The 21,915-nt window shown below is 65.5% G+C and carries 26 protein-coding genes; 12 read left to right on the top strand and 14 right to left on the bottom strand.

The window, feature by feature from the left end:
* From MUU56_RS13405 to rnhA, 3 genes are read left to right on the top strand one after another with little or no spacing between them, the layout of a single operon-like run.
* Positions 1–321 carry a hypothetical protein gene (locus MUU56_RS13405; RefSeq protein WP_244767793.1) on the top strand — a complete coding sequence of 107 codons (321 nt, stop codon included), beginning with the start codon at positions 1–3 and terminating at the stop codon, positions 319–321.
* 9 nt (positions 322–330) lie between these two features.
* The gene (locus MUU56_RS13400; protein ID WP_244767792.1) at positions 331–1,296 is read left to right on the top strand and encodes a homoserine kinase; all 966 of its coding nucleotides are present in this window, start codon (positions 331–333) and stop codon (positions 1,294–1,296) included.
* Positions 1,293–1,739, top strand: coding sequence for a ribonuclease HI (rnhA, locus tag MUU56_RS13395; RefSeq protein WP_244767791.1), 447 nt, complete (start codon positions 1,293–1,295; stop codon positions 1,737–1,739). Before MUU56_RS13400 ends, rnhA begins: the two co-directional genes overlap by 4 nt.
* A 60-nt stretch (positions 1,740–1,799) precedes the next feature.
* Here rnhA and MUU56_RS13390 read toward each other — a convergent pair whose 3' ends face one another.
* Both MUU56_RS13390 and MUU56_RS13385 read right to left on the bottom strand, forming a co-directional pair.
* The gene (locus MUU56_RS13390; RefSeq protein WP_064329310.1) at positions 1,800–2,285 is read right to left on the bottom strand and encodes a peroxiredoxin; all 486 of its coding nucleotides are present in this window, start codon (positions 2,283–2,285) and stop codon (positions 1,800–1,802) included.
* Between the two features lie 114 nt (positions 2,286–2,399).
* Entirely contained in the window at positions 2,400–3,188 is a 789-nt protein-coding gene (locus tag MUU56_RS13385) for a protein-disulfide reductase DsbD domain-containing protein (protein WP_244767790.1), read from the bottom strand.
* A 170-nt stretch (positions 3,189–3,358) separates the two neighbouring features.
* Between MUU56_RS13385 and MUU56_RS13380 the strand changes: the two genes are divergently transcribed.
* From MUU56_RS13380 to MUU56_RS13360, 5 genes are all read left to right on the top strand, one after another.
* Positions 3,359–3,964 carry a YqgE/AlgH family protein gene (locus tag MUU56_RS13380; protein ID WP_244767789.1) on the top strand — a complete coding sequence of 202 codons (606 nt, stop codon included), beginning with the start codon at positions 3,359–3,361 and terminating at the stop codon, positions 3,962–3,964.
* A 100-nt stretch (positions 3,965–4,064) separates the two neighbouring features.
* On the top strand, positions 4,065–4,256 hold the full coding sequence (locus tag MUU56_RS13375; RefSeq protein WP_244767788.1) for a CsbD family protein: 192 nt from the start codon (positions 4,065–4,067) through the stop codon (positions 4,254–4,256).
* 116 nt (positions 4,257–4,372) lie between these two features.
* Positions 4,373–5,434 (top strand): zinc-binding metallopeptidase family protein, encoded by a 1,062-nt coding sequence (locus MUU56_RS13370; RefSeq protein ID WP_244767787.1) that lies wholly within the window; start codon positions 4,373–4,375, stop codon positions 5,432–5,434.
* 35 nt (positions 5,435–5,469) lie between these two features.
* Positions 5,470–5,805 carry a type II toxin-antitoxin system RelE/ParE family toxin gene (locus tag MUU56_RS13365; protein WP_244767786.1) on the top strand — a complete coding sequence of 112 codons (336 nt, stop codon included), beginning with the start codon at positions 5,470–5,472 and terminating at the stop codon, positions 5,803–5,805.
* A 1-nt stretch (position 5,806) separates the two neighbouring features.
* A complete protein-coding gene (locus MUU56_RS13360) occupies positions 5,807–6,115 on the top strand; it encodes a helix-turn-helix domain-containing protein (RefSeq protein ID WP_244767785.1) in 309 nt (102 codons plus the stop codon).
* A 4-nt stretch (positions 6,116–6,119) separates the two neighbouring features.
* Here MUU56_RS13360 and MUU56_RS13355 read toward each other — a convergent pair whose 3' ends face one another.
* The 7 genes from MUU56_RS13355 to thrC form a co-directional block, all read right to left on the bottom strand.
* Entirely contained in the window at positions 6,120–8,963 is a 2,844-nt protein-coding gene (locus MUU56_RS13355; RefSeq protein WP_244768107.1) for an EAL domain-containing protein, read from the bottom strand.
* Between the two features lie 121 nt (positions 8,964–9,084).
* Complete coding sequence (locus tag MUU56_RS13350; RefSeq protein ID WP_244767784.1) at positions 9,085–9,678, bottom strand: GNAT family N-acetyltransferase; 594 nt, start codon at positions 9,676–9,678, stop codon at positions 9,085–9,087.
* Positions 9,679–9,933: 255 nt separating this feature from the next.
* A complete protein-coding gene (locus MUU56_RS13345; protein ID WP_064496052.1) occupies positions 9,934–10,083 on the bottom strand; it encodes a DUF1127 domain-containing protein in 150 nt (49 codons plus the stop codon).
* Between the two features lie 108 nt (positions 10,084–10,191).
* A complete protein-coding gene (locus tag MUU56_RS13340) occupies positions 10,192–10,545 on the bottom strand; it encodes a cupin domain-containing protein (RefSeq protein ID WP_244767783.1) in 354 nt (117 codons plus the stop codon).
* Between the two features lie 11 nt (positions 10,546–10,556).
* Positions 10,557–11,195, bottom strand: a complete 639-nt coding sequence (locus tag MUU56_RS13335; RefSeq protein WP_244767782.1) for a glutathione S-transferase family protein — start codon at positions 11,193–11,195, stop codon at positions 10,557–10,559.
* Positions 11,196–11,297: 102 nt separating this feature from the next.
* Positions 11,298–12,596 carry a M16 family metallopeptidase gene (locus tag MUU56_RS13330; protein ID WP_244767781.1) on the bottom strand — a complete coding sequence of 433 codons (1,299 nt, stop codon included), beginning with the start codon at positions 12,594–12,596 and terminating at the stop codon, positions 11,298–11,300.
* Positions 12,597–12,696: 100 nt separating this feature from the next.
* The gene (gene thrC / locus MUU56_RS13325) at positions 12,697–14,100 is read right to left on the bottom strand and encodes a threonine synthase (RefSeq protein WP_244767780.1); all 1,404 of its coding nucleotides are present in this window, start codon (positions 14,098–14,100) and stop codon (positions 12,697–12,699) included.
* 318 nt (positions 14,101–14,418) lie between these two features.
* Between thrC and MUU56_RS13320 the strand changes: the two genes are divergently transcribed.
* Positions 14,419–14,976 carry a hypothetical protein gene (locus MUU56_RS13320; RefSeq protein WP_398432116.1) on the top strand — a complete coding sequence of 186 codons (558 nt, stop codon included), beginning with the start codon at positions 14,419–14,421 and terminating at the stop codon, positions 14,974–14,976.
* Between the two features lie 93 nt (positions 14,977–15,069).
* Here the strand turns inward: MUU56_RS13320 and MUU56_RS13315 are convergent, their stop codons facing one another.
* Both MUU56_RS13315 and MUU56_RS13310 read right to left on the bottom strand, forming a co-directional pair.
* Complete coding sequence (locus MUU56_RS13315; protein ID WP_244767779.1) at positions 15,070–15,759, bottom strand: HAD family hydrolase; 690 nt, start codon at positions 15,757–15,759, stop codon at positions 15,070–15,072.
* A 353-nt stretch (positions 15,760–16,112) separates the two neighbouring features.
* The gene (locus MUU56_RS13310; RefSeq protein WP_244767778.1) at positions 16,113–16,793 is read right to left on the bottom strand and encodes an ArsR/SmtB family transcription factor; all 681 of its coding nucleotides are present in this window, start codon (positions 16,791–16,793) and stop codon (positions 16,113–16,115) included.
* Positions 16,794–16,898: 105 nt separating this feature from the next.
* On the opposite strand from MUU56_RS13310, the gene MUU56_RS13305 reads away from it, so the two are divergent.
* Complete coding sequence (locus MUU56_RS13305; protein WP_244768105.1) at positions 16,899–17,228, top strand: NIPSNAP family protein; 330 nt, start codon at positions 16,899–16,901, stop codon at positions 17,226–17,228.
* Positions 17,225–17,572, top strand: coding sequence for an antibiotic biosynthesis monooxygenase family protein (locus MUU56_RS13300; protein ID WP_244767777.1), 348 nt, complete (start codon positions 17,225–17,227; stop codon positions 17,570–17,572). Before MUU56_RS13305 ends, MUU56_RS13300 begins: the two co-directional genes overlap by 4 nt.
* Positions 17,573–17,866: 294 nt before the next feature.
* Here the strand turns inward: MUU56_RS13300 and MUU56_RS13295 are convergent, their stop codons facing one another.
* The 3 genes from MUU56_RS13295 to MUU56_RS13285 form a co-directional block, all read right to left on the bottom strand.
* Positions 17,867–19,537 carry a vWA domain-containing protein gene (locus tag MUU56_RS13295; protein ID WP_244767776.1) on the bottom strand — a complete coding sequence of 557 codons (1,671 nt, stop codon included), beginning with the start codon at positions 19,535–19,537 and terminating at the stop codon, positions 17,867–17,869.
* Between the two features lie 88 nt (positions 19,538–19,625).
* Positions 19,626–19,967, bottom strand: coding sequence for a HepT-like ribonuclease domain-containing protein (locus MUU56_RS13290; protein ID WP_317633313.1), 342 nt, complete (start codon positions 19,965–19,967; stop codon positions 19,626–19,628).
* Positions 19,967–20,263 carry a nucleotidyltransferase family protein gene (locus tag MUU56_RS13285; protein ID WP_244767775.1) on the bottom strand — a complete coding sequence of 99 codons (297 nt, stop codon included), beginning with the start codon at positions 20,261–20,263 and terminating at the stop codon, positions 19,967–19,969. The genes MUU56_RS13290 and MUU56_RS13285 overlap by 1 nt, the downstream gene beginning before the upstream one ends.
* Positions 20,264–20,470: 207 nt before the next feature.
* On the opposite strand from MUU56_RS13285, the gene MUU56_RS13280 reads away from it, so the two are divergent.
* Complete coding sequence (locus MUU56_RS13280) at positions 20,471–21,601, top strand: site-specific DNA-methyltransferase (protein WP_244767774.1); 1,131 nt, start codon at positions 20,471–20,473, stop codon at positions 21,599–21,601.
* Positions 21,602–21,915 lie beyond the last annotated feature (314 nt).

Below are 21,915 nucleotides of genomic sequence, written 5' to 3'. Positions count from 1 at the left end.
GTGACGGGGGATGCAGCGACCACGCTGCTTCTCCAATATGCGCTGAGCGGGATTCTGCTGCTTGCCATCATCTGCGGGATCGCGAGCTTTTTCTTCATGCTGCGATCGATAATGAGCTTCGGATCGGGACTTGGAAATCCGGCAGGCAGTTCGTCTGATTCCGAAGGGGCTGCGCGGATGTTCGACGGTCCGGAATACGCCGCGAAACGTAGACAGCTGGGCTTTTCCGTCCTGGTGCTGGTTTGCTCCCTTGCAATCCTCGCCGCATTCATCCTGATTAAGAATCATCTGACCTGTTGTCAGCTATCAGCCATTTCCTAGGTAGTTCACTTGGCCGTCTACACCGATATCACCGAAGACGATCTGTCCCGTTTCCTCACCGCCTATGACGCGGGCACGCTGCTCTCCTACAAGGGCATCGCCGAGGGCGTGGAGAATTCCAACTTCCTGCTGCACACCACCAAGGGCGCCTTCATCCTGACGCTCTACGAAAAGCGCGTCGATCCGAACGACCTGCCGTTCTTCCTGGGCCTGATGCACCATCTCGCCGAACGTGGCCTGTCCTGCCCGTTGCCGCTGCCGCGCAGTGACGGCGCGCTGCTCGGCGAACTCTCGGGCCGCCCCGCCGCGATGATCTCCTTCCTGGAAGGCATGTGGCTGAGGAAGCCCGCGGCGAAACATTGCCGCGAGGTGGGCCGGGCGCTGGCCGAAATGCATCTGGCCGGCGAAGGCTTCGAGCTCACCCGCGCGAATGCGCTCTCCGTCGGCGGCTGGCGACCGCTGTGGGAAAAGTCCGCGGACCGCGCCGATGAGGTGGAGGCGGGCCTGCAGGACGAGATCGCCGGCGAACTCGCCTTCCTTGAGGCGAACTGGCCGAAGGACCTGCCGTCGGGCGTCATCCATGCCGATCTCTTCCAGGACAATGTCTTCTTCATCGGCGACACGCTGTCGGGTCTCATCGACTTCTACTTCGCCTGCAACGACCTGCTCTCCTACGACGTTTCCATCTGCCTCAATGCCTGGTGCTTCGAGAAGGACGGCGCGTTCAACCTGACCAAGGGCATGGCGCTGCTGGAAGGCTACGAGAGCGTTCGCCCGCTTTCGCCGGAGGAGGCGGTGGCCCTGCCGCTTCTCGCGCGCGGCTCGGCCCTGCGCTTCTTCCTGACGCGGCTCTACGACTGGCTGACGACGCCGCCGGGCGCGCTGGTCGTCAAGAAGGACCCGCTGGAATATCTGCGCAAGCTGCGCTTCCACCGCCAGATCCGCAACCCCGCGGAATACGGTCTGTCGCGATGAAGCATGTCGATATCTTCACGGACGGCGCCTGCTCGGGCAATCCCGGTCCCGGCGGCTGGGGCGCGGTGCTGCGCTACGGCGAGGTCGAGAAGGAAATGCTCGGCGGCGAGGCACTGACCACCAACAACCGCATGGAGCTTTCCGCCGCCGTCGCCGCGCTCGGCGCGCTGAAGAGCCCGTGCGAGGTCGATCTCTATACGGACTCGAAATACGTCATGGACGGCATTTCGAAATGGATCTTCGGCTGGAAGAAGAACGGCTGGAAGACCGCCGACAAGAAGCCGGTGAAGAACGGCGACCTCTGGCAGGCGCTCGACGAGGCGCGGGCGCGCCACAAGGTGGAATGGCACTGGGTCAAGGGCCACGCCGGCCACCCGGAGAACGAACGCGCCGACGAACTGGCGCGCCAGGGCATGGCGCCGTTCAAAGGCATTAGGAGTTAGGCAGTAGGAATTAGGGGAACCGGCTATCTTCTTCTCTACTGCCTACTGCCTAATTCCTCCTCAAAGCTGCTCGATCATCGCGGCGGCGCCCGAGACCGTCGCCTGGCCGGGGCTTTCCTCGATGTTCAGCGCCTTCACCACGCCGTCCTCGACGAGCATGGAATAGCGCTTGGAGCGCACGCCGAGCGTGCCGGCGGAAAGGTCGATATCCAGGCCGAGCGCCTTGGTGAAGGCGGCGTCCCAGTCGGCGAGGAAGCGCAGCTTGCCGGCGCCGCCCGTGGAGGTCGCCCAGGCGCCCATCACATGGTGGTCGTTGACCGCGACGACGGCGATGTCGTCCACGCCCTTGGCGAGGATTGCGTCGCGGTTCTCGAGATAGCCCGGAAGATGGTTCAGCGAGCAGGTCGGCGTGAAGGCGCCCGGCACGGCGAAGAGCACGACGCGCTTGCCCGCGAAAAGGTCCGCGGTCGAGATATCGGCGGGACCGTCCGGCGTGCGTTCCTTGAGCGTGAGGTCGGGCAGCTTGTCTCCAACGGAAATGGTCACGGCGTCTCTCCTGTCTGGTATGGGATGGCGCGGGGCCGGAAGGGCCCGCCGGCGGCACTATAAGCAGCGCCGGCCAAAGTGCGAAGCGGTTTTCCGCCTGAAGAGGCAGGCGGCTCACTTCACCGCGAGCGGGCCTTCCATCGTCTTCTCGCCGGCCCGGAGGGTCAGCCGGATGGGGTTCTTCGCAAGGTCGAACACCTTCGGCCGGTGCAGCACCGGCACGTCGGAGACGAAGGCGTCGCCCTCCCGCCGCACGGGGCCGGCCGCGCCGAATTCGAACGGGGCGCCGGAGAGGAAGACGTCCGCGTGGTCTCCGTCCGCCGGTGCCTCGAAGCGCACGGAGATCGTCTTGCCATCCGCCGACCACTGGCCGCCGAGCGGGCGGAAGCCATCGCCCGCCGTGCCGGGAAGCGTCGCCTCGGCCGCGGCGACCGCGGTCTCCTCCAGCGGGTTGGTGAAGCCTTCGCCGCCCGTCTCCACCGTCAGGTCCGCCTGCACGGGAATACAGATATCCTTGCACACGCCGAGGAAGACGGTGGCAGTCACCGTGCCGCCCACCGCCCCGCCGAGTTTCATCGGCAGGCGCACCGGCGCGTCGTAGCCGATATAGTGGTTGGTATCATCGCCAAGCCGGCGCGGCGCCGGAAAGCCGATCGAGGTCAGCGTCGCACCGGAGACGGTGATCGACGGCGGAATGCCGCTGCCGCCGGGATCGCGCCAATAGGTCTTCCAGCCCTCGTGCAGGCGGATGTCCAGCATGGCGCGCGCCGCGCCGTCGGCGCCCGCCGGAAGCACCACGAGGCGCACGTCGCCGCCCGGCGTCTCCACCCAGGAGGAGGTTGCCGCCGTGGCGGCGGCGGGAAGGAAAAGCAGCGCGATTGCAGCGGTTTGCAGGCGTTTCATGCGTCAACATCTAGCGCCGGGGCCGTGTGCTTTCCAGCAACAAAAACGCACGGGCCGATCATAAAAGCTTGATCGTCCGGCGGCACACCATACCTTTCTATAGGCTGGCACGTCGCGCCGGCGAAAAGAACGCTTTTCATTTGGCGGCGAATTGATAGGCTACTTGCACTATGGCTATGTCGGTTCTGAAAAACAGGCGAGAACGCGGCTTCCTTGACGGTCAGTTCCTGATCGCCATGCCGGGCATGGCCGATGCCAATTTTGCCCGGACCGTCGTCTATATCTGCGCCCATTCGGAAGACGGGGCCATGGGCTTCGTCATCAACCGCCCGCAGCAGCTGAGCTTCTCCGACGTGCTGCTGCATCTCGATCTCGTCGGCGAGGACGAGGTGATCCGCCTGCCGGGCGCGACGCTGGATTTCCCCATCCGCTGCGGCGGGCCGGTGGAGAGCGGGCGCGGTTTCGTCCTGCATTCGGACGACTACATGTCCGAATCCTCCATTCCCGTCAGCGACGATATCTGCCTCACGGCGACGCTCGACATCGTGCGCGCCATTTCCCGCGGCCGCGGGCCGGAGAAGGGCCTGATGATGCTCGGCTATGCCGGCTGGGGAGCGGGGCAGATCGAGAACGAGATCGGCGCCAACGGCTGGCTGTCCTGCCCCGCGCAGGAGGAGCTGATCTTCGACACCGACCTCGACAGCAAGTACGAGCGTGCGCTCGGCCTGATGGGCATCACGCCCGCCATGCTCTCCGCCGAGGCCGGCCACGCCTGAGCGGCGCGGCAAATTTTCCCCGATGCCGCCGGAACTTGTTGCAGCGCACGCCGTTTATCTGCCGCAGTCAACAACTGCGCCTCTAACAAGGAGTACGATGGTGGGTAGCACGAGCGACAAGATCAAGGGCACGGCGAACGAACTGGCCGGCAAGGCCAAGCAGGCAGCGGGCAAGGCGGCCGACAGCCCGAAGCTGCGCGCCGAGGGCGCCGCCCAGGAAGCCAAGGGCAAGACCCAGAAGGCGGTCGGCAAGGCCAAGGATGCCGTCAAGGGCGCCGTCGATCGCCTCTGATCGATGATGCGGGGCGGCACGCCGTGTCATCCCGCCATTGCGAAGTCGAGATACCCGTATCGCCAATGCCGATGCGGGTATTTTATCGAAAGCACCATCGCCGATCGGGGGGCATCATGAAACTCTTCACCTGCGGCACATGCGGCCAGACCACCCATTTCGACAATCGCGTCTGTGTGCGTTGCGGCTCCACACTCGGTTTTCTTGCCGAAGACATGACGTTGCATGCCCTGGTGCCGGAAGGCGAGGGGCTGTGGAGGATCGCCCCGCGCGAGGGCGTCTATCGTTTCTGCGACAATGCCGCGCACGACGTCTGCAACTGGCTGCTGCCGGCCGACAGCCCGCACGCCTTCTGCGAGGCCTGCCGGCACAATCGCATCGTGCCCACCACGGATCCGAAGGGGCTGGAGCGCTGGCGGCGCATCGGCGCGGCCCAGCGCCATCTCTTCTATTCGATCCTGCGCTGGAAGCTGCCGCGCCCGACCCGCGAGGAGGACCCGGCCGGCGGCCTCGTCTTCGATTTCCTGGCCGACGAACTGGATGCGGACGGCAATGTCGTCCAGGCCGCCATGACCGGCCACGAGGACGGCCTCGTCAGCCTGCGCGCCGCCGAGGCGGACGACGAGGTGCGCGAGGGCGTGCGTGTCTCGATGGACGAACCCTACCGCACGCTGCTCGGCCATTTCCGCCACGAGATCGGCCATTTCTACTGGACCCAGCTCATCCGCGACGAGGCGACGCTGGAGGAGGCCCGCCGCCTCTTCGGCGACGAGCGCGCGGACTATGCCGCCGCCCTCCAGCACAATTACGAGCAAGGCCCGCCCGCCGACTGGCAGCAGCACTTCATCAGCACCTATGCCAGCTGCCATCCGGCCGAGGATTTCGCCGAGTGCTGGGCGCACTTCTTCCACATCGTCGACACGCTGGAAACCGCCCGCGCCTTCGGCCTCAATACCGATCCGAAGGGCCACGAGGAGCTGGAGGCCGAGGTCACCTTCGACCCCTACCGCGCCCCCGATGCCGGCCGCCTCGTCGAGGCTTGGATCCCGCTCAGCGTGGCGATGAACGCCATCCAGCGCTCGATGGGCCAGCCCGACAGCTACCCCTTCGTCCTGCCGCCGCCGGTCGTGGAGAAGCTGGATTTCATCAACGGACTGGTGCGCCGGTCAGCGGGATAGGCTTGCCAGTATAGCCCAATGGGTTATATTGAGGCATGCAGACGGTCGTTGAGCTTCCTACGTTCATCCGGCAGGCGGAAGCGATCTTTTCGCCCGAGGAACGCGCAGCGCTCATCGATTATCTTGCCGCCTATCCTCTGCTCGGTGATGAAATCCCGGGCACGGGCGGCGTGCGTAAGCTGCGCTTTGCGGCGGGCGGCAAGGGCAAGCGCGGTGGAGCGCGGGTGATCTACTACTGGTACAGTGAAGAGGCGCCAATCTACGCGCTGCTTGTCTACGCCAAGAATGTCCGCACCGATCTTTCGCCCGTCGAAAAGAAGACCGTTGCGGCCATCGCCAAGGCGATCAAGCAGCATCAGAGGAGCAAGTGAGATGGCGAAGAAAACTGCATTTGGCAGCGAACTGGCCGAGGCGATGGCCGAGGCACTCGCCCATGCGTCAGGTGCGCCTATCAAAGACACGCATGTCCATGTCGTCGATGCGGACCGCATCGATCCGAAAGCGATTCGTACCCATCTCAACCTGACTCAGGAACAGATGGCGCGTTTCCTCGGCACGAGCGTTTCCGGTTACAGGAAATGGGAGCAGGGGCAGCGGCAGCCGAGCGGCGCCGCCCGCACGCTGCTACGCGTCATGGAGCAGGAGCCCGAGGCCGTGCTTCGCGTTCTTCGCGCGGCGTAAGACCCTAGGCCCGCTTCATCAGCGGAAAGCGTTCCTTCAGCAGCCGCAGCACGGAATCGTAGCCGATCGGCGGGCCGAAGAGATAGCTCTGGCCGAACTCGCAGCCCATATTGCCGAGCTCGATCGCTTCCTCCTCCGACTCGATCCCTTCGGCGACCACCTGCATTTCGAGCTCCCGTGCCATGGAGATGACCGAGCGCAGGAGCACGGTGCGCTTGTCGGAGCCGTCGCGCACCAGCGCCTTGTCGATCTTGATCGTGTCGAAGGGAAAGCGGGTGAGGTAGGAGAGCGAGGAATGGCCCGTGCCGAAATCGTCGAGCGCCAGGCCAAGGCCGACATCCTTCAGCTTGGTGAGGATCAGGCGGGCCTGTTCGGGGTTCTCCATCACGACGGATTCGGTGAGCTCCAGTTTCAGCTTCTGCGGCTCGCAATGCGTCTTGGCGAGCGCGGCGCGCACATCGTTGTAGAGCTCGTTGTTGAGCAGCTGGGCGCTGGACAGGTTCACCGAGACGAAGACGGGCAGGTCGCCGGTCTGGAGCTGCCAGTCCATCAGGTCGCTCGCCGCCTTGTCGAGGGCGAAGAGGCCGAGCTGGTTGATGAGGTCGGAGCTTTCCGCGATCGGGATGAATTCCGTCGGCGAGATGTTGCCGCGCTTGGGGTGATCCCAGCGCATCAGCGCCTCGAAGCCGGCAATCTCGGCATCGGAAAGGCGCACGATCGGCTGGTAGACGAGCGAGAGCTCCTTGCGCTCGATGGCGCGGCGCAGGTCCGTCTCGATCTGCAGGCGGTCCGCGCCGAAGGTGCGGAAGGCGGGGCGGAAGGGCTCTACGCGGTTGCCGCCGCCCTTCTTGGCCCGGTACATGGCCAGTTCCGCATCGTTGAGCAGGCCCGGCGCGTCCTCCTGCTGGTCGACCCAGGAGACGAGGCCGATCGAGGCCGTCAGGATGATCTCGCGGCCGCCGAAATTGATCGGCACCATGATCGCCTTGCTGACGGCGTCGGCGAAATCCGCTACCTTGGCCGGATCGCGCTCGGACATCAGGATCAGGCCGAACTGGTCGCCGGCCAGCCGCGCCAGCGTGTCCTGCGGCTTCAGCAGGCGGCGCAGGCGCCGGGTCAGCGCGATGAGGATGTTGTCGCCGGCGGCAATGCCGAGCGCATCGTTGACCTGCTTGTAGCGGTCGATGTCGATGGTGAGCACCGTCGGGCGCACATTGTCGGAACTTGCCGTCAGCGCGAGGATCGACTGGAGACGGTCGAGGAAGACCTGGCGGTTCGGCAGGCCCGTCAGGTTGTCGTGCAGGGCGTCCTGCAGCAGCCGGTCGACGGAATTCCTCTGCTCGGTGATGTCGATGATCGTGCCGACGCAGCGGATGATCTCGCCATTGGCGCCGAGCACCGGTCGGGCGCGAATCGAGAGCCAATGGTAGTGGCCGTCCTCGGCGCGCACGCGGAACTGATGGTTGAGCCGGCCCTTGCGGTGTTCCAGCAAGACATCCAGCGTCGCGCGGAAACGGTCGCGGTCGTCCGGGTGGAGGCGCGGCAGCCAGTTGCGCGCCGGCCCGTGCATGACGCCGGGCGCAAGGCCGAGCTGGATGGAGATATCGGGAATGGTGACGACGCGGTCGCGGGCCACGTCCCAGTCCCAGACGGTATCGCCGGAGCCGGTCAGCGCGAGCGACTGGCGCTCGAGATCGGAGAACAGGCCCTGGCTATAGGCGCCGCCGGCAAAGGCGTGCTGCATCACCGTGAAGCCGATGAGGAGCACGATCAGCACGAGGCCGCCGCCGAGCGCCGGCTGGATGATGTCGTTGTTGAGCTGGCCCGTCACCGTCAGCCACGCGCCGAACAGCCAGACGAGGATCAGCGCCCAGGCGGGCACCAGAAGGATGGCACGGTCGTAGCGGTTGAAGCCGAGATAGGCGATGAGCACGATGCCGACCGTGCCGGTCAGGGCGAAGGAGAGGCGGGCGATGCCGGCGGCGATCGGCGGATCGTAGATCGCGACGCCGAAGAGCAGGCCGAGGCCGAGGATCCAGGCGAGCGTCGCATAGGAGAGATGCGCATGCCAGCGGTTGAGGTTGAGATAGGTGAAGAGGAAGACGACGAGGCCGGCGGCGAGGAACACCTCCGTGCCGGCGCGCCAGATGCGCTCGTCCCCCGCCGTGATGCTGATGAGCTTCGACAGGAAGCCGAAGTCGACGCAGATATAGCCGAGCACCGCCCAGGCGAGCGCTGCCGTCGCCGGCAGCATGGAGGTGCCCTTCACCACGAAGAGGATGGTGAGGAAGACGGCGAGCAGGCCCGCGATGCCGAGCACGATGCCACGATAGAGCGTGAAGGCGTTGACCGTGTCCTTGTAGGAATCCGGCGCCCAGAGATAGATCTGCGGCAGGTCGGGCGTCGCCAGTTCCGCGACGAAGGTGACGACCGTGCCGGGGTTGAGCGTGATGCGGAAGACGTCCGCCTCGTCGCTCGGCTGCCGGTCGAGCGCAAAGCCTTCGCTCGGGGTGATCGAGAGGATGCGTTTTGCCCCGAGGTCCGGCCAGAAGAGCTTCGATTGCACGAGGCGGAAATGCGGGGCGACGATCAGGCGGTCGATCTGCTCTTCCGAAACGTTGGCGAGCGCGAAGACGGCCCAGTCGCCCTGGTGGTCCTGCGAGGTGGCGCGCACCTCGATGCGGCGCACGATGCCGTCCGTGCCGGGCGCGGTGGAGACCTGGAAGGCCTCGCCCCGGCCCGTATAGATCTCCGTAGTGGCGGTGAGGTCGAGGGCGGTGTCGTCACGGGAGATCTTGACGGGTTCGACGGCGAAGGCACGCCCCGTCATCATGCCGGCGAAGAGCATCGTGGCGAGGAGAATGAGGGCGAGCAACCGGCTGGCATGCAGCGTTTGCGGCACGGATAAAGGCTTCATTGAAACTGCATGGTCCTTAGGTCTGCCCAGTCCTGTCGCGCCCGGGTGTCGCCTACGGCCGCCTGTCGGCCGCCAGAAGCGAGAACATCAGATGGTCGCGCCACTCCCCGTTTATCTTCAGATACTCCCGAAGGTAGCCTTCCTGCCGAAAGCCGGCCTTTTCAAGGAGACGGATGCTTCTCTGATTGTCTGGAATACAGGCTGCCTCGATACGGTGCAACTGAAGGCTCGAAAAGATATAGGGTATGACCAGTTTCAGGGCACCATGCATGTGGCCCTGGCCGGCATGGCGCTCGCCCATCCAGTAGCCGATCATGCAGCATTGCGCGGCCCCGCGCCTGATATAGCCGATGGTCAGCCCACCGAGCAGCGTCTTTTCCTCGCGTGCGAAGACGAAGAGCGGCACGGCCTGGCCGGAGGAAAATTCCTGTTCATTTCTGAGAACGCGGGCGCGGAAGGCGCTTTCCGTCAGTTCGTCGTTGCGCCAGGTCGGCTCCCAGGGCTCGAGGAAGCGGCGGCTTTCCGAGCGGAGCTGATACCATTGCCGGTAGTCCTGGAAGCGGGGCAGGCGCAGGAGGTGCCGATCGTCGGCAAGTTCCACGGTGTCGGACTGCCGGGACAGAAACCGAAAAACCGACCGTGCCATTCGCCCTCCGCGCGCGCCGATCCGTGGCGTGCCTTGTCGGGAAAGACTATGCCGAGAGGCTCGCCGGCGTCAAATGGTCCGGAGGAGGCGGGCCGCCGGAAAACCCTTCCAAAAACAAAACCCGCCTTGCGGCGGGTTGCGTCTTCAAAGCCATGGGCGCTTCACCATCGGTGAGGGCGGGACGACCGGTTCCAGCGCTTTGGTCAAGCGCGCCCTGTCGTCGGGCCCTGGCGCCATGCTCTCTTGCCGGATGGCTCAGCCGAAAACCGTAAGGCCCTTTACGGCGGACTGGATGTTCGAGCGCGAGATGCCGAGGTCCTGCAGGGCGCGGTCGTCGAGGGCGCTGAGTTCACGGACGGCACGGCGGTCGGCGGCGTTCTTCTTGAGCTTTGCGAAGATGTTCATTGGTCAACTCCTTTGTGTTGCCCATGATATAAACAATCCCTTGCCCGGAAAAAATGCATATGCTTGCAGCGTAGGCATGCGTTTATTGCATGGCGACGCAGGCGCCCGTTATTCGAGGTTCTCCTGGGCAAACGCCGGCGCCACATGCAGGTCGGTCGTCTCCAGCCGGCCGGGGCCGAGATTGACGAACGTGTGCGGCACGTTGGCCGGTCCGAAGACGATCTGCCCGGCGTTCGCCTCAATCTGCCGGTCGCCCACCGTGAAGAGCGCGCGGCCCTCGCGCACGATGAAGATCTCGTCATAGGGATGCCGGTGGAGCGGCGGCCCGTTGCCGATCTCGTCCGTCGTGTAGAACATGACGGAGACATCGGTGCCGAAGGCCCGGCCCTCGAACTCGCCCTGCCAGACATCCGGTTTTTCCGCCCATTGGGCGCGCTCGAGCATTGCAGCGACTTTCCGCATGGGGTCCTCCTTCAGTCCGCGGCGGCGAAATGCGCCATCTGGTCGGCATGGGCCTTGGCGAAGGCCGGGCGGGCGGTGGCGCGGGTCATGTAGGTGCGGCAGGCCGGGTGATCCGCCAGCCCGTCGAACCGGTCGACGAGGCGCAGCACGTCCGCCATGGCGATGTCTGCCACGGAGAAGGGCCCGGCCAGCCAGTCCCGCTGCGAAAGGACCGGCTCCATGCGCTGCAGCCGCAGCTTCAGGAAGTCGTCGAGCGGCTTGCGCGACGGCGTGTCGGCGGGAACGTTCGCGAACATCAGGAGGGCCCAGGGCAGGCTTGCCATCTCGACGGAGTTGAGCGCCGCGAACAGCCATGCGATGGTGTCGCTCCGTCCTCGCGGGTCGGCGGGCATCAGGGCCGCGCTCCGTTCGCCGAGATGGAGCAGGATCGCGCCGGTCTCGAAGATCGAGATGTTGCCGTCGACAAGCCACGGCACCTGGCCGAAGGGCTGGTGCGCGAGGTGTCCGGCCTTGCGGTCGCCGAAAGGCACGCTCTCGACGCGGTAGGGCAATCCGGCCTCCTCCAGCGCCCAGCGCACGCGCAGGTCGCGCACCAGGCCGCGTGGCGTCTTGGGCACCCAGTCGAAGGTCGTGACGACGAAGTCGGCCATGGTCCATCTCCCATTCCTGTTTCAGGACAAGGACGGGCGCGCCGCTTTCGTTCCGACAGCGTCGGCGGATTTTTTCCGGCAATGGTTGGAGGAGATGTCCCCTCAGCTCGCCGCGCGGTCGGGAAGGGCCTGCCGCGACAGCGAGCGCGTGATGTCCCCTGCCGGGACCAGGTGCTCCAGCGGGCCGATCGCGGAGATGGTCGGCACCGTGTCGAAGAACAGGCGGCCGGCAAGGTCCGTCAGGCGCTCGATGGTGATGCCAGCAAGGCGCTCCATCAGCTCCTCGTTGGGGATCGGACGGCCGTAGAGCATCATCTGGCGGGCGATCTGGCCGGCGCGGGCGGCCGGGCTTTCCTGGCCCATCAGGAGCTGGGCGCGGATCTGCGCGCGGGCGCGCTCGATTTCCTGCTGCTCGATCGTTTCGGAGGATTTCTTCAATTCGTCGAAGATGACGGGCATCAGCTCGGGCAGGTTCTCGCCGCCGGTCGCGGCGTGGATGCCGAAGATGCCGGTGTCCGAAAAGCCCCAGTGGAAGGCGTAGATCGAATAACACAGGCCCCGGTGCTCGCGCACTTCCTGGAAGAGGCGGGAGGACATGCCGCCGCCGAGGATGTTGGCGAGGATCTGCGAACAGTAGAAGTCGCGCGCGTGATAGGCCTTGCCCTCGAAGCCGAGCAGCACCTGCGCGTCCATCAGGTCACGCGTCTCCCGGATGTCGCCGCCGGTATAGCGGGCCGGCTCGAAGACCGGGGAGACCTTCGGGGCGGTCGGCAGGCTGGAGAAGCGATCCTCGACCTGGCGCACGAATTCCTGATGGTCGACGGCGCCGGCGGCCACGACGAACATGCGGTCCGTCGTATAGTTGCGGTCGAGATAGGAGCGGATCTCGCCGGGCGAGAAGGACAGCACCGATTCCGGCGTGCCGAGGATGGCGCGGCCGATGATCTGGTCGCGATAGGCGACCTCCGAGAACTTGTCGAAGACCACGTCGTCGGGCGTGTCGTTCGCCGCGCCGATCTCCTGCAGGATGACGTGCTGCTCGCGGCGAAGCTCGTCCTCGTCGAAGACGGATTGCGTCAGGATGTCGGCGAGGATGTCGACCGCGAGCGGGACATGGTCCTTCAGCACGCGGGCATAGTAGGAGGTGGTTTCCGTCGAGGTGGCGGCGTTCACCTCGCCGCCGACATTCTCGATCTCCTCGGCGATCTGGCGGGCGGAGCGGCGCTCGGTGCCCTTGAAGGCCATGTGTTCCAGAAGGTGGGCGATGCCGTGCTCGTCCGTGGTTTCGTTGCGTGACCCCGACTTGATCCATACGCCGAGAGCCACGCTCTCGAGATGGGGCATGTTTTCCGTCACCACGGTCAACCCGGACGCAAGCCGGGTGCACTCAACTTTCATCATGCGCACTTTCTGCGTTCCACATTTACGCGTCTCCTTCAAAACCCGCAAATGCTCTCCCTGTGTCCACACAATCCCGAACGCAAACCGCTCCCGGAACCGCTCAGCCCCGGATTCGCGAGTGGTCGCCGATGAAGGCTTCCACGACGTCGAGTTCCGCACTCAGCACGTCGAACCGCTCCTCCCGCTGCATGAGGTCAGCAAGCCACGTCGGAAGCGCCGGGTCAATACCGCATGCCGATTTTACTGCGGCGGGGAATTTCGCCGGATGGGCGGTGGCGAGCGTCACCATCGGCGCACCGGGCTTCTCGTGCTTGGCGGCGACGAAGACGCCGATCGCCGAATGCGGGTCGAGCAGGTAGCCGGTGTCGGCGAGCGTGTCCTTGATGGTCTTGGCGACCTGTTTTTCCGAGGCGCGGCCGGCACGGAACTTCTTGCGGATCACCTTCAGCGCGCTATCCTCGATCTCGAAGGCGTTCGACTGCTTCAGGCTTTCCATCGCGCGGCGCACGGCGCCGGCATCGCGGCCATAGGCCTCGAACAGCAGGCGTTCGAAGTTCGAGGAGATCTGGATGTCCATCGAGGGCGAGGTGGTGGCCTTGACGTCCTTCATCTCGTAGCGGCCGGTCTTCAGCGTGCGGGCGAGGATGTCGTTCTCGTTGGTGGCGATGACGAGCTTGTCGATCGGCAGGCCCATGCGCTTGGCGGCATAGCCGGCGAAGATGTCGCCGAAATTGCCGGTCGGCACGGTGAAGGAGATCTTGCGGTCCGGCCCGCCGAGCGCCACGGCACTGGTGAAGTAATAGACGATCTGGGCCATGATGCGCGCCCAGTTGATCGAGTTGACGCCCGAAAGCTTCATCCGGTCGCGGAACTTCGTGTCGTTGAACATCGCCTTCACGAGGTTCTGGCAGTCGTCGAAATTGCCCTTGACGGCAAGGGCGTGGACGTTCTTTTCCTTGGAGGTCGTCATCTGGCGCTGCTGCACCGGCGAGACCTTGCCTTCCGGGAAGAGGATGAAGATGTCGGTGCGCTCGCGGCCGGCAAAGGCGTCGATCGCCGCCCCGCCGGTATCGCCCGAGGTGGCGCCGACGATGGTGGCGCGCTCGCCGCGGGTCGCCAGCGCATGGTCCATCAGCCGGGCGAGCAGCTGCATCGCCACGTCCTTGAAGGCGAGCGTCGTGCCGTGGAAGAGCTCCAGGACGAAGGAATTCGGCCCGGTCTGCACCAGCGGCGCGATCGCCGGATGGCGGAAGGTCGCATAGGCCTCGTCGATCATCGCGCGGAACTTGTCCGCCGGGATGTCGCCCTCGACGAAGGGCGAGAGCACCGTGAAGGCGATCTCCTCGTAGGACTTGCCGCGCAGCGCCCGGATCTCCTTCTTGGAGAAGGTCGGCCATTCACGCGGCACATAGAGGCCGCCGTCGCGGGCAAGGCCCGCCAGAAGCGCATCGGAGAAGCCGAGGGAAGGGGCCTCGCCCCGCGTCGAAACATAGTCCACGTTCATACGTCCTTGGGAAGGTTGATGATTTCGAGCGACGAAAATCGCAGGAACCGGCTGTCGCTTCGTACCAATGCTCTGTCGCCCCGTCCAGCGAAAGGCCACGGGCCGCCTTGCGGCGGATCGCGGCAATGCCGTTGCGTTTTGCCCGTTCCGGCGCGAAACGGGCCCTGGTGAAATTCTGCGGGCGGGTTCAATCGACAATCGATTTTTAGCCACGTCGCTGCTATAGACCATCGCCTGGGGTCGTGAAAAGGCCCGCAAAAAGAGTTCCGAAAGGCTTGCGCGCCGGGGGCGGGGCCTGATCGCAGGGGTTACAGTATCGTGTTTGGAATGAATATCCGCCGCTTTCTCGGCATATCCCTTCTCGCCGTCGTCGCCGGCTGCAGCCAGACCGACAAGCCGGCCGATCTCGGCGTGACGAGCGACCCGTCCGGCGTGGAGACCGCCGCCCAGCAGCAGACGGGCACCGCCGTCGTGCAGGGCTCGTGCCCGCAGGTCTACCTGCGCGACGGCACGGCCGTGCTGCGCCGCTATGCCAAGGGCGCCAAGGACGATCCGCAGAAGCTGCTCTACCAGGTGACGCTGGCCGACACGACACGCCAATGCGTCCTGAACGAGAGCCAGCTCGTCATGACCGTGGTGGTGCAGGGCCGCGTGGTGACGGGACCGGCCAGCACCGGCGGAACGGTCAATGTGCCGATCCGCGTCGCCGCCACGGACGGCAAGACGACGCTCTATTCCGATCTCGTCCAGTATTCCGTGAACACGGAGGCCGGCCAGTTCATCTTCACCAAGGGCGACGTGGCGCTGCCGGGCGGCTCCGGCGGCTTCACGAGGGTCTATGTCGGCTTCGACGAAGGGCCGTACAACACGAAATGAGGAATTAGGGGGTAGGCAATAGGCCTTAGGGTTGACGGCGCCGTCCGACGCCGAGACCGCAGTCCTACTGCCTACTGCCTACTGCCTACTGCCTCAGACCGCCCCCTGCCATTCCGCCAGCGCCGAGATAACCCCCGGCAGCTCGCTCATGCGCGAGATCACGGTCTCCGCGCCGGCTTCCGTCAGCCGGTCGGCGTGGGAGGGGTAGGTGTGCGAGGCGCCGGTGAAGCCGACGACGCGCATGCCGGCGGCGCGGGCGCCGGCGATGCCGTGCACGGAATCCTCGATGACCAGCGTGTTGGCCGGGTTCGCGCTGAACTGCCCGGCGCCATGCAGGAAGATATCCGGCTTCGGCTTGACGCGATCGGGGCCGAGATCCTTGGCCGAATAGACATAGGGACCGAAGACCTCCCGCAGGCCGACCTTCGAGAGCATCATGTCGAGGCGGTGCGCGGTGGAGTTCGAGCAGATGCAATAGGGCTTGCGGATGCGCGAGAGCATCGGCTTGACGCCCTCGATGACCCGCACCTCCTGGGCAAGGCGGGCATCGAGCAGCTTCTCCGACTTGTCGAGCAGCGAGGCGGAGAGCGGGATGGCGGCCTCGCGCTCGATGGTCAGCAGGATGTTGTGCCAGGTCATGCCGGCAAAGCGCTCGCCCATCTCCTCGACGCCGATCGGATAGCCCGCCTCGGTGAGAAGCCGGGATTCCACCTCGGCCGCGATGATTTCCGAATCGACCAGGACCCCGTCGCAGTCGAAGATGATGAGATCGAAACCGTCCATGACAAACCGTCTTTCAATGGCGCAATTGCCCGCATGGGGCGGGACGCGGCGGGCGTCGGGAATTGCGATGGGATAAGGGGCGGGATCGCCCGTGAAGCCGCGGTCTCCCTACACGAAAGGGCACGCTGCGACAATTGCCGATTCCGGACGTGAGCTATGCGGCGGCTTGTGGGGCAGGGTGGTGTAAGGGCCGCTCATCCCGCTGCCGCGACCTTCTCCCCGCAAGCGGGGCGAAGGCATAAGCCGCTTCGCCTTCCCGCCAATCGGCTGTCTTTGTTTGAGGAAGCCGGCGCCCCAGCCCCTTCTCTCTGCTTGCGGGGAGAAGGTCGCGGCAGCGGGATGAGGGGCAGCGGTCACTCCGGAAAGAGCGCCAGGAACCGCCGCTCGCCCTCGGCGGTGAAGCGGATGGCGCGGCTGTCCTTCTCGCGCTTCGCCCAGCCATCGGCGATGAACCGGGCGAGCAGCGCCTCGCCGAGCGAGCCGGCGAGGTGCGAACGCCGCTCGCTCCAGTCGAGGCAGGTGCGGCAGACGGGGCGGCGCTGGGTCTTCAGTGCGGCAAGGTCGATGCCGATGGCGGCGATGCGCGCCTCGCCGGAAGGCGTCAGCGATGCCTCCCCGCCATCGAGCGCCACGTCGCCGTCGGCCACCAGCCGGTCGAGCATGCGCACGCCGAAATCGCCGGCGAGGTGGTTGTAGCAGACGCGCGCCTTGCGCAGCGCCGGATCCTTCGGGCCGGGACGGCTGCGCATCAGCCCGCGGTTCGCCGCAAAGCCCATGATGTTCTCGAGCAGCAGCCCCACCTCGTCGTCGGCGAGCGCGAAATAACGGTGCCGGCCCTGCTTGCGCTGGGCGATAAGCCCGCCGGCCTCCAGCCGGGAAAGATGGGTGCTGGCGGTCTGCAGCGTGACGCCCGCCGCGCCTGCAAGCTCGCTCGCCGTCAGCGCCTGCCCGCCCATCAGCGCGGTCAGCATGTTGGCGCGGGCGGGATCGCCGATCAGCGCGCCGATCTGGGAAATATCGGGACCTTCTTTCATACTTCGATGGTAGCCGAAGCATTCGCGTTCGGCAATGTGGGAAAAGGGGACATCGCAAGCACGGGCAATTCCGGCAAGGGATTGCGCCAGGACGAGGAGACGACGATGATCACCTGCTTCATCCGCTACCGGATCGACCCGTTCCGCAAGGACGCCTTCGCCGCCTATGCCCGCAACTGGGGCGAGGCGATCCCGCGCTGCGGCGCCGATCTCGTCGGCTATTTCGCCCCGCACGAGGGCGACGCCACCACCGCCTATGGCGTCTACAACATCGAGAGCCTCGCCGCCTATGAGACCTATCGCGCCCGCCTCGCCGCCGACCCGCTCGGCCGGGAGAACTATGACTTCGCCCGCAGCGAGCGCTTCATCCTCATGGAGGACCGGCTGTTCCTGAAGAACGTCTCGCTGCCGCATGCGCCGAAGGTGACGCCATGATCGCCGTCATTTTCGAGGTGGTCCCGGCGCCCGGCCGCATCGACCTCTATCTCGACACCGCCCGGGACCTGCGCCCGCTGCTCGACGATATCGACGGCTTCATCTCGATCGAGCGCTTCCGCAGCCTCACCGATCCGACGCGGCTCCTGTCGCTCTCCTTCTGGCGCGACGAGGCGGCGGTGAAGGCATGGCGGACCAGCGAACGGCACCGCGCCGCCCAGGCCCTCGGCCGCGCCGGCATCCTCGACAGCTACCGGCTGCGCATCGCCGGCGTCGTCAGGGACTACGGCCTCAACGACCGCAACGAGGCGCCGGACGACAGCCAGGCCTTTCATGCGGCGTAAGGCGAGTGGTGCGGACGCAAGCCCAAGACGCGAAACCCGCGCTGCTCGTGGAAAGGGGCAATCGCGTATGAACGATGGAGATTACCCCCCCTCTGCCCTGCCGGGCATCTCCCCCTCAAGGGGGGAGATCGGATGGATCACCGTTTCGCGCATCTCCGGCATTGCCGGTTGAGCAAGGTTTTCGCTTCTCGCCCGATCTCCCCCCTTGAGGGGGAGATGCCCGGCAGGGCAGAAGGGGGGGCTCCGCCATATGCAGGTGGGTGCCGCCGTTCGCCGAAAACGCCATTTCCCAGCCTACTGCACCGTCACTTCCGAGCGCTCCCCGGCCTTCACCGTCGCCTTGGCCTCCTTCGGCGCGACGTCGCCCTCGTATTTCACGTTGACGACATAGTCCCCCGGCGGCAGCGTGTCCTGCCATTCGGCGCCGTAATTGTAGGACATGGATTTGCGGTTGCCCTGGATGTCCTTCGTGGCGCTGAGGATCTCGATGAAGCTCGCCCCGGGCGCGGTGATCGCCAGGACGCCGGCATTGATGTTGACGGTGACTTCCTTCATCTCCCCCGCCTTGATGGTGAAGGGGATCTCGCCCGTCGCCGAGCCGAGTTTGGCCGTCAGCACATGCTCGCCCGGCGGCACGTCCAGCTTCGTGCCGGTGCCGTAATTGTAGGCGATGCTCTTGCGGGTGCCGTCGATGTTCTTGCTGGCGGCGACGACCTCGAAGAAGACGTTGCCGGAATCGACCGCCGTCCCGCCCTCCGCATAGACCGCCTTGTTGAGCACGACGCCCGAACCGATGACGAGGTCGCGCTCGATCGTCTCGCCCGCCTTGACGGCGACCGTCTCCGCGACGATGGACGGGCCGATCTTGCCGGTCAGCTTCAGTTCGCCGGCCGAGGCGTAGAACCTGGCCGTGCCGTAGTAGGTGGTGGAATAGCCGCCGAAGGCGATCTCGACGCCCGCATTGGCATCATCCTCGGCATCCTCGGGCGTGCGCTTGGGATGGATCGTCACATGGCCGGCATCGAAGTTGACGAAGGGTTTGGCGACGGCGCCGTCCTGCACCTCGAAGGGCACTTCCCGCCTGATCGCGCTTTGCAGCGTCGCGACCGCGACATATTGGCCCGGCGGGTAGTTGCCGGAGAACTTGCCCTTGTACTGGCTTTCCAGGGTGTCGCCGGCCGGCTTGCCGCCCGCATCCGCCTTGAAGACCTGCCAGAACACATTGTCGTTGTCGCCGAGCGAGGGGCCGCCTTCGGCAAGGACGCTGTCGAACTCGGTGTTGAACGCGACGGCGGGCTCCGGCTCGGGTTCCGCTTCCGCCACGGCCTCGGCCGGCTTCGACATCGGCGCTTCCGCCACCGTCTCCGTCAGCGCGGCGACGAGCTGGGAAGCATCGGAGGCCTGGAAATACTTGCCGCCGGTGTTTTCGGCAAGGCAGGCGACCTGCCGGCCTTCCTCCTCCGTCAGGCCGAAGCCGACGACATGGGTGGTGAAGTCGACGCCCTTGCTTTCGAGCGCCGAGGCGAGCGCGCAGGGATCGGCCTCGCAGGTCTCCAGCCCGTCCGTCACCAGCACGACGGTCGCCTTGTCCTCGGTATATTTGAGGATGTCGGCCGCCTGCTCGACGGATTGCGTCAGCGGCGTCTTGCCCTTGGGGCTCAGCCCCGAAACGAAGGAGGTGATCGCCTCCCCGGTGCCCGTGCCCGGCGCGACGGCCAGCTCGATGTCGCTGCACGAGCCCTTTTCGCGGTGGCCGTAGACCATCAGGCCGAGTTCGGTGCCTGCGGGCACGGATTTCAGCACCGTGCCCAGCGTCTCGCGGGCGATCTCGATCTTGCTGCGCCCGCCGATCTGGCCCCACATGGAGCCGGACGCGTCGAGCACGATCATCGTCTTGTCGGCGGCAATCGTCTCGGTGGCGGCAAGAAGCCCCGCCAGAAGCATGAAGGCGGCTCTCAAACGCACGTCTTTCCTCCTCGTTTCCCCGCAAACGCCGGCCGTCCACGCCGGCAAGGCTCAGCGATGCTGTTCCATGACGGGCGAGGCGGGGCGTCTATTCGATCTTGCTGACAAGCGTCTCGACCGCGACGCGCAGGGCCGGCAGGTCGCGCACGACGACGGTCCAGATCATGTCGTCGGCAATGCGATGGTATTCGTGGCGCAGGATGTTGCCGATGCCGCGGATGGCGCGCCACGGGATATCGGGCGTATGCTGCAGGAGTTCGTCGGGAATGTGCCGGCTGGCCTCGGAGATGATTTCGATGGCCCGCTGGATCGCCAGCCGCAAGATGGCATCCCTGCCGAGATCCTCTCGCGATTTTCCCGAGAGGGCCGTATCGACCAGGGCGATCGTGTCGAGCATGTCCTGGAGAACCGGTCCGACATCCCGCGTCATCAGAAGATGCGGATCGCCGATTGTTCGATCCCGTCCCTCAGCCGCGGATGCAGGCTGTCGCGCGTCGTGATGTCGACATCACCGCCGAATTCATCCTCCAGCAGCAGCTTGATACGGGCAAGATCGACCAGCGAGAAGGCTTTCCCGCTGTCGTGGTCGATGAACAGGTCGAGATCGCTTGCCGGGCCGGCTTCGTTCCGCGCCACGGAACCAAAGAGATAGAGCGAGGTGGCACCGAGCGCCCGGACGGCATCGGCCTGCTGTTTCAGCCTCGTTATGGTCTCGCTCTTCGTCATTCCGGCATTCTAGAGCAATTCCGGTAAAAGTGCGAAGCGGTTTTGCGTCCGGAATCGCGGCGAAACAAACGCTCCAGCGCAGCTGGCGGAACAACGCCATGTCCAGAAAATTTCCCGAAACCGTTCAACAGGTTCAGCCTTTGGTAACCATCTTCGGTAACCATAAGCGCCAGTTCAGTTCCGAGTCAGCGTATCAGCGAGTATCCCATGCCATCTGTTCTTTCGCTTGCAGACGTCTCCCGTTCGCCCCGCAAGAGCGGCTGGCTCGACACGATCATCCGGGGGGACTGCGTTGCCGCGCTCGAGGCGCTGCCGGACCAGTCCGTCGACGTCATCTTCGCCGATCCGCCCTACAATCTCCAGCTCGGCGGCGCGCTGCATCGTCCGGACCAGAGCCTGGTCGATGCCTGCGACGACGAATGGGACCAGTTCGCCTCCTTCGAGGCCTATGACGCCTTCACCCGTGCCTGGCTGCTCGCCTGCCGCCGCGTGCTGAAGCCGTCGGGGACCATCTGGGTCATCGGCTCCTACCACAACATCTTCCGCGTCGGTGCGACCCTGCAGGATCTCAATTTCTGGATCCTCAACGACATCGTCTGGCGCAAGACGAACCCGATGCCGAACTTCAAGGGCCGCCGCTTCCAGAACGCGCACGAGACGATGATCTGGGCGACGCGCGACCCCAAGGCCAAGGGCTATACCTTCAACTACGACGCCATGAAGGCCGCCAATGACGACGTGCAGATGCGCTCGGACTGGCTGTTCCCGATCTGCAGCGGCGGCGAGCGCCTGAAGGGCGAGGACGGCAAGAAGGTGCATCCGACGCAGAAGCCGGAAGCCTTGCTCGCCCGCATCCTGATGGCCTCCTCCAGGCCCGGCGACGTGGTGCTCGACCCGTTCTTCGGCTCCGGCACGACCGGCGCGGTGGCCAAGCGCCTCGGCCGCCATTTCGTCGGCATCGAGCGCGAGCAGGCCTATATCGATGCCGCACGCGCGCGCATCGAGGCGGTCGAACCGCTCGGCAGCGGAACCCTGTCCGTCATGAGCGGCAAGAAGGCCGAGCCGCGCGTCGCCTTCAACACGCTGATCGAAAGCGGGCTGATCGCCCCCGGCACGGTGCTGACCGATGCCCGCCGCCGCCACAGCGCCATCGTGCGCGCCGACGGCACGCTCGCCTCGGGCAACGACGCCGGCTCCATCCACCGCGTCGGCGCCAGGGTGCAGGGGCTCGATGCCTGCAACGGCTGGACCTTCTGGCACTATGCCGATGGCGCCGAGCTGAAGCCGATCGACGCGCTGCGCGCCGTGGTGCGCGCCGGCATGGCCGGCCTCGAATAAAGCGGCCACCGGTCTTCCGTTCGGAAAATGCGAAAATCGAAGACCGGCAAGCGCCATTACCCGTTTCTCCAGCTGCGGCCTCCGGTGTTCCCTGCACCGGGGGCTGTGGCTTTCGATGGGGAGGGTTTGCCGGCACCGCCTGTCCCGAATTTCCATCCATGCGATTCAGGTGATGTTAACCATCAATGGCTTAGTGTGACCTCGAAAGTACATCAGGCCAAGCAACGGAAATCGTTGCGGAAAGCCGGGGCCGATCAACCGGCCCGGCAGGCAGGATATCGCCTTTCCGGTTTTCGTACCTTCAGTCCCGGAAA

Source organism: Shinella yambaruensis, from assembly GCF_022899355.1.
GTDB lineage: Bacteria > Pseudomonadota > Alphaproteobacteria > Rhizobiales > Rhizobiaceae > Shinella > Shinella yambaruensis.
Note: the sequence above shows the minus strand (reverse complement) of the source record. Positions and strands in the feature narration are given on the sequence as shown.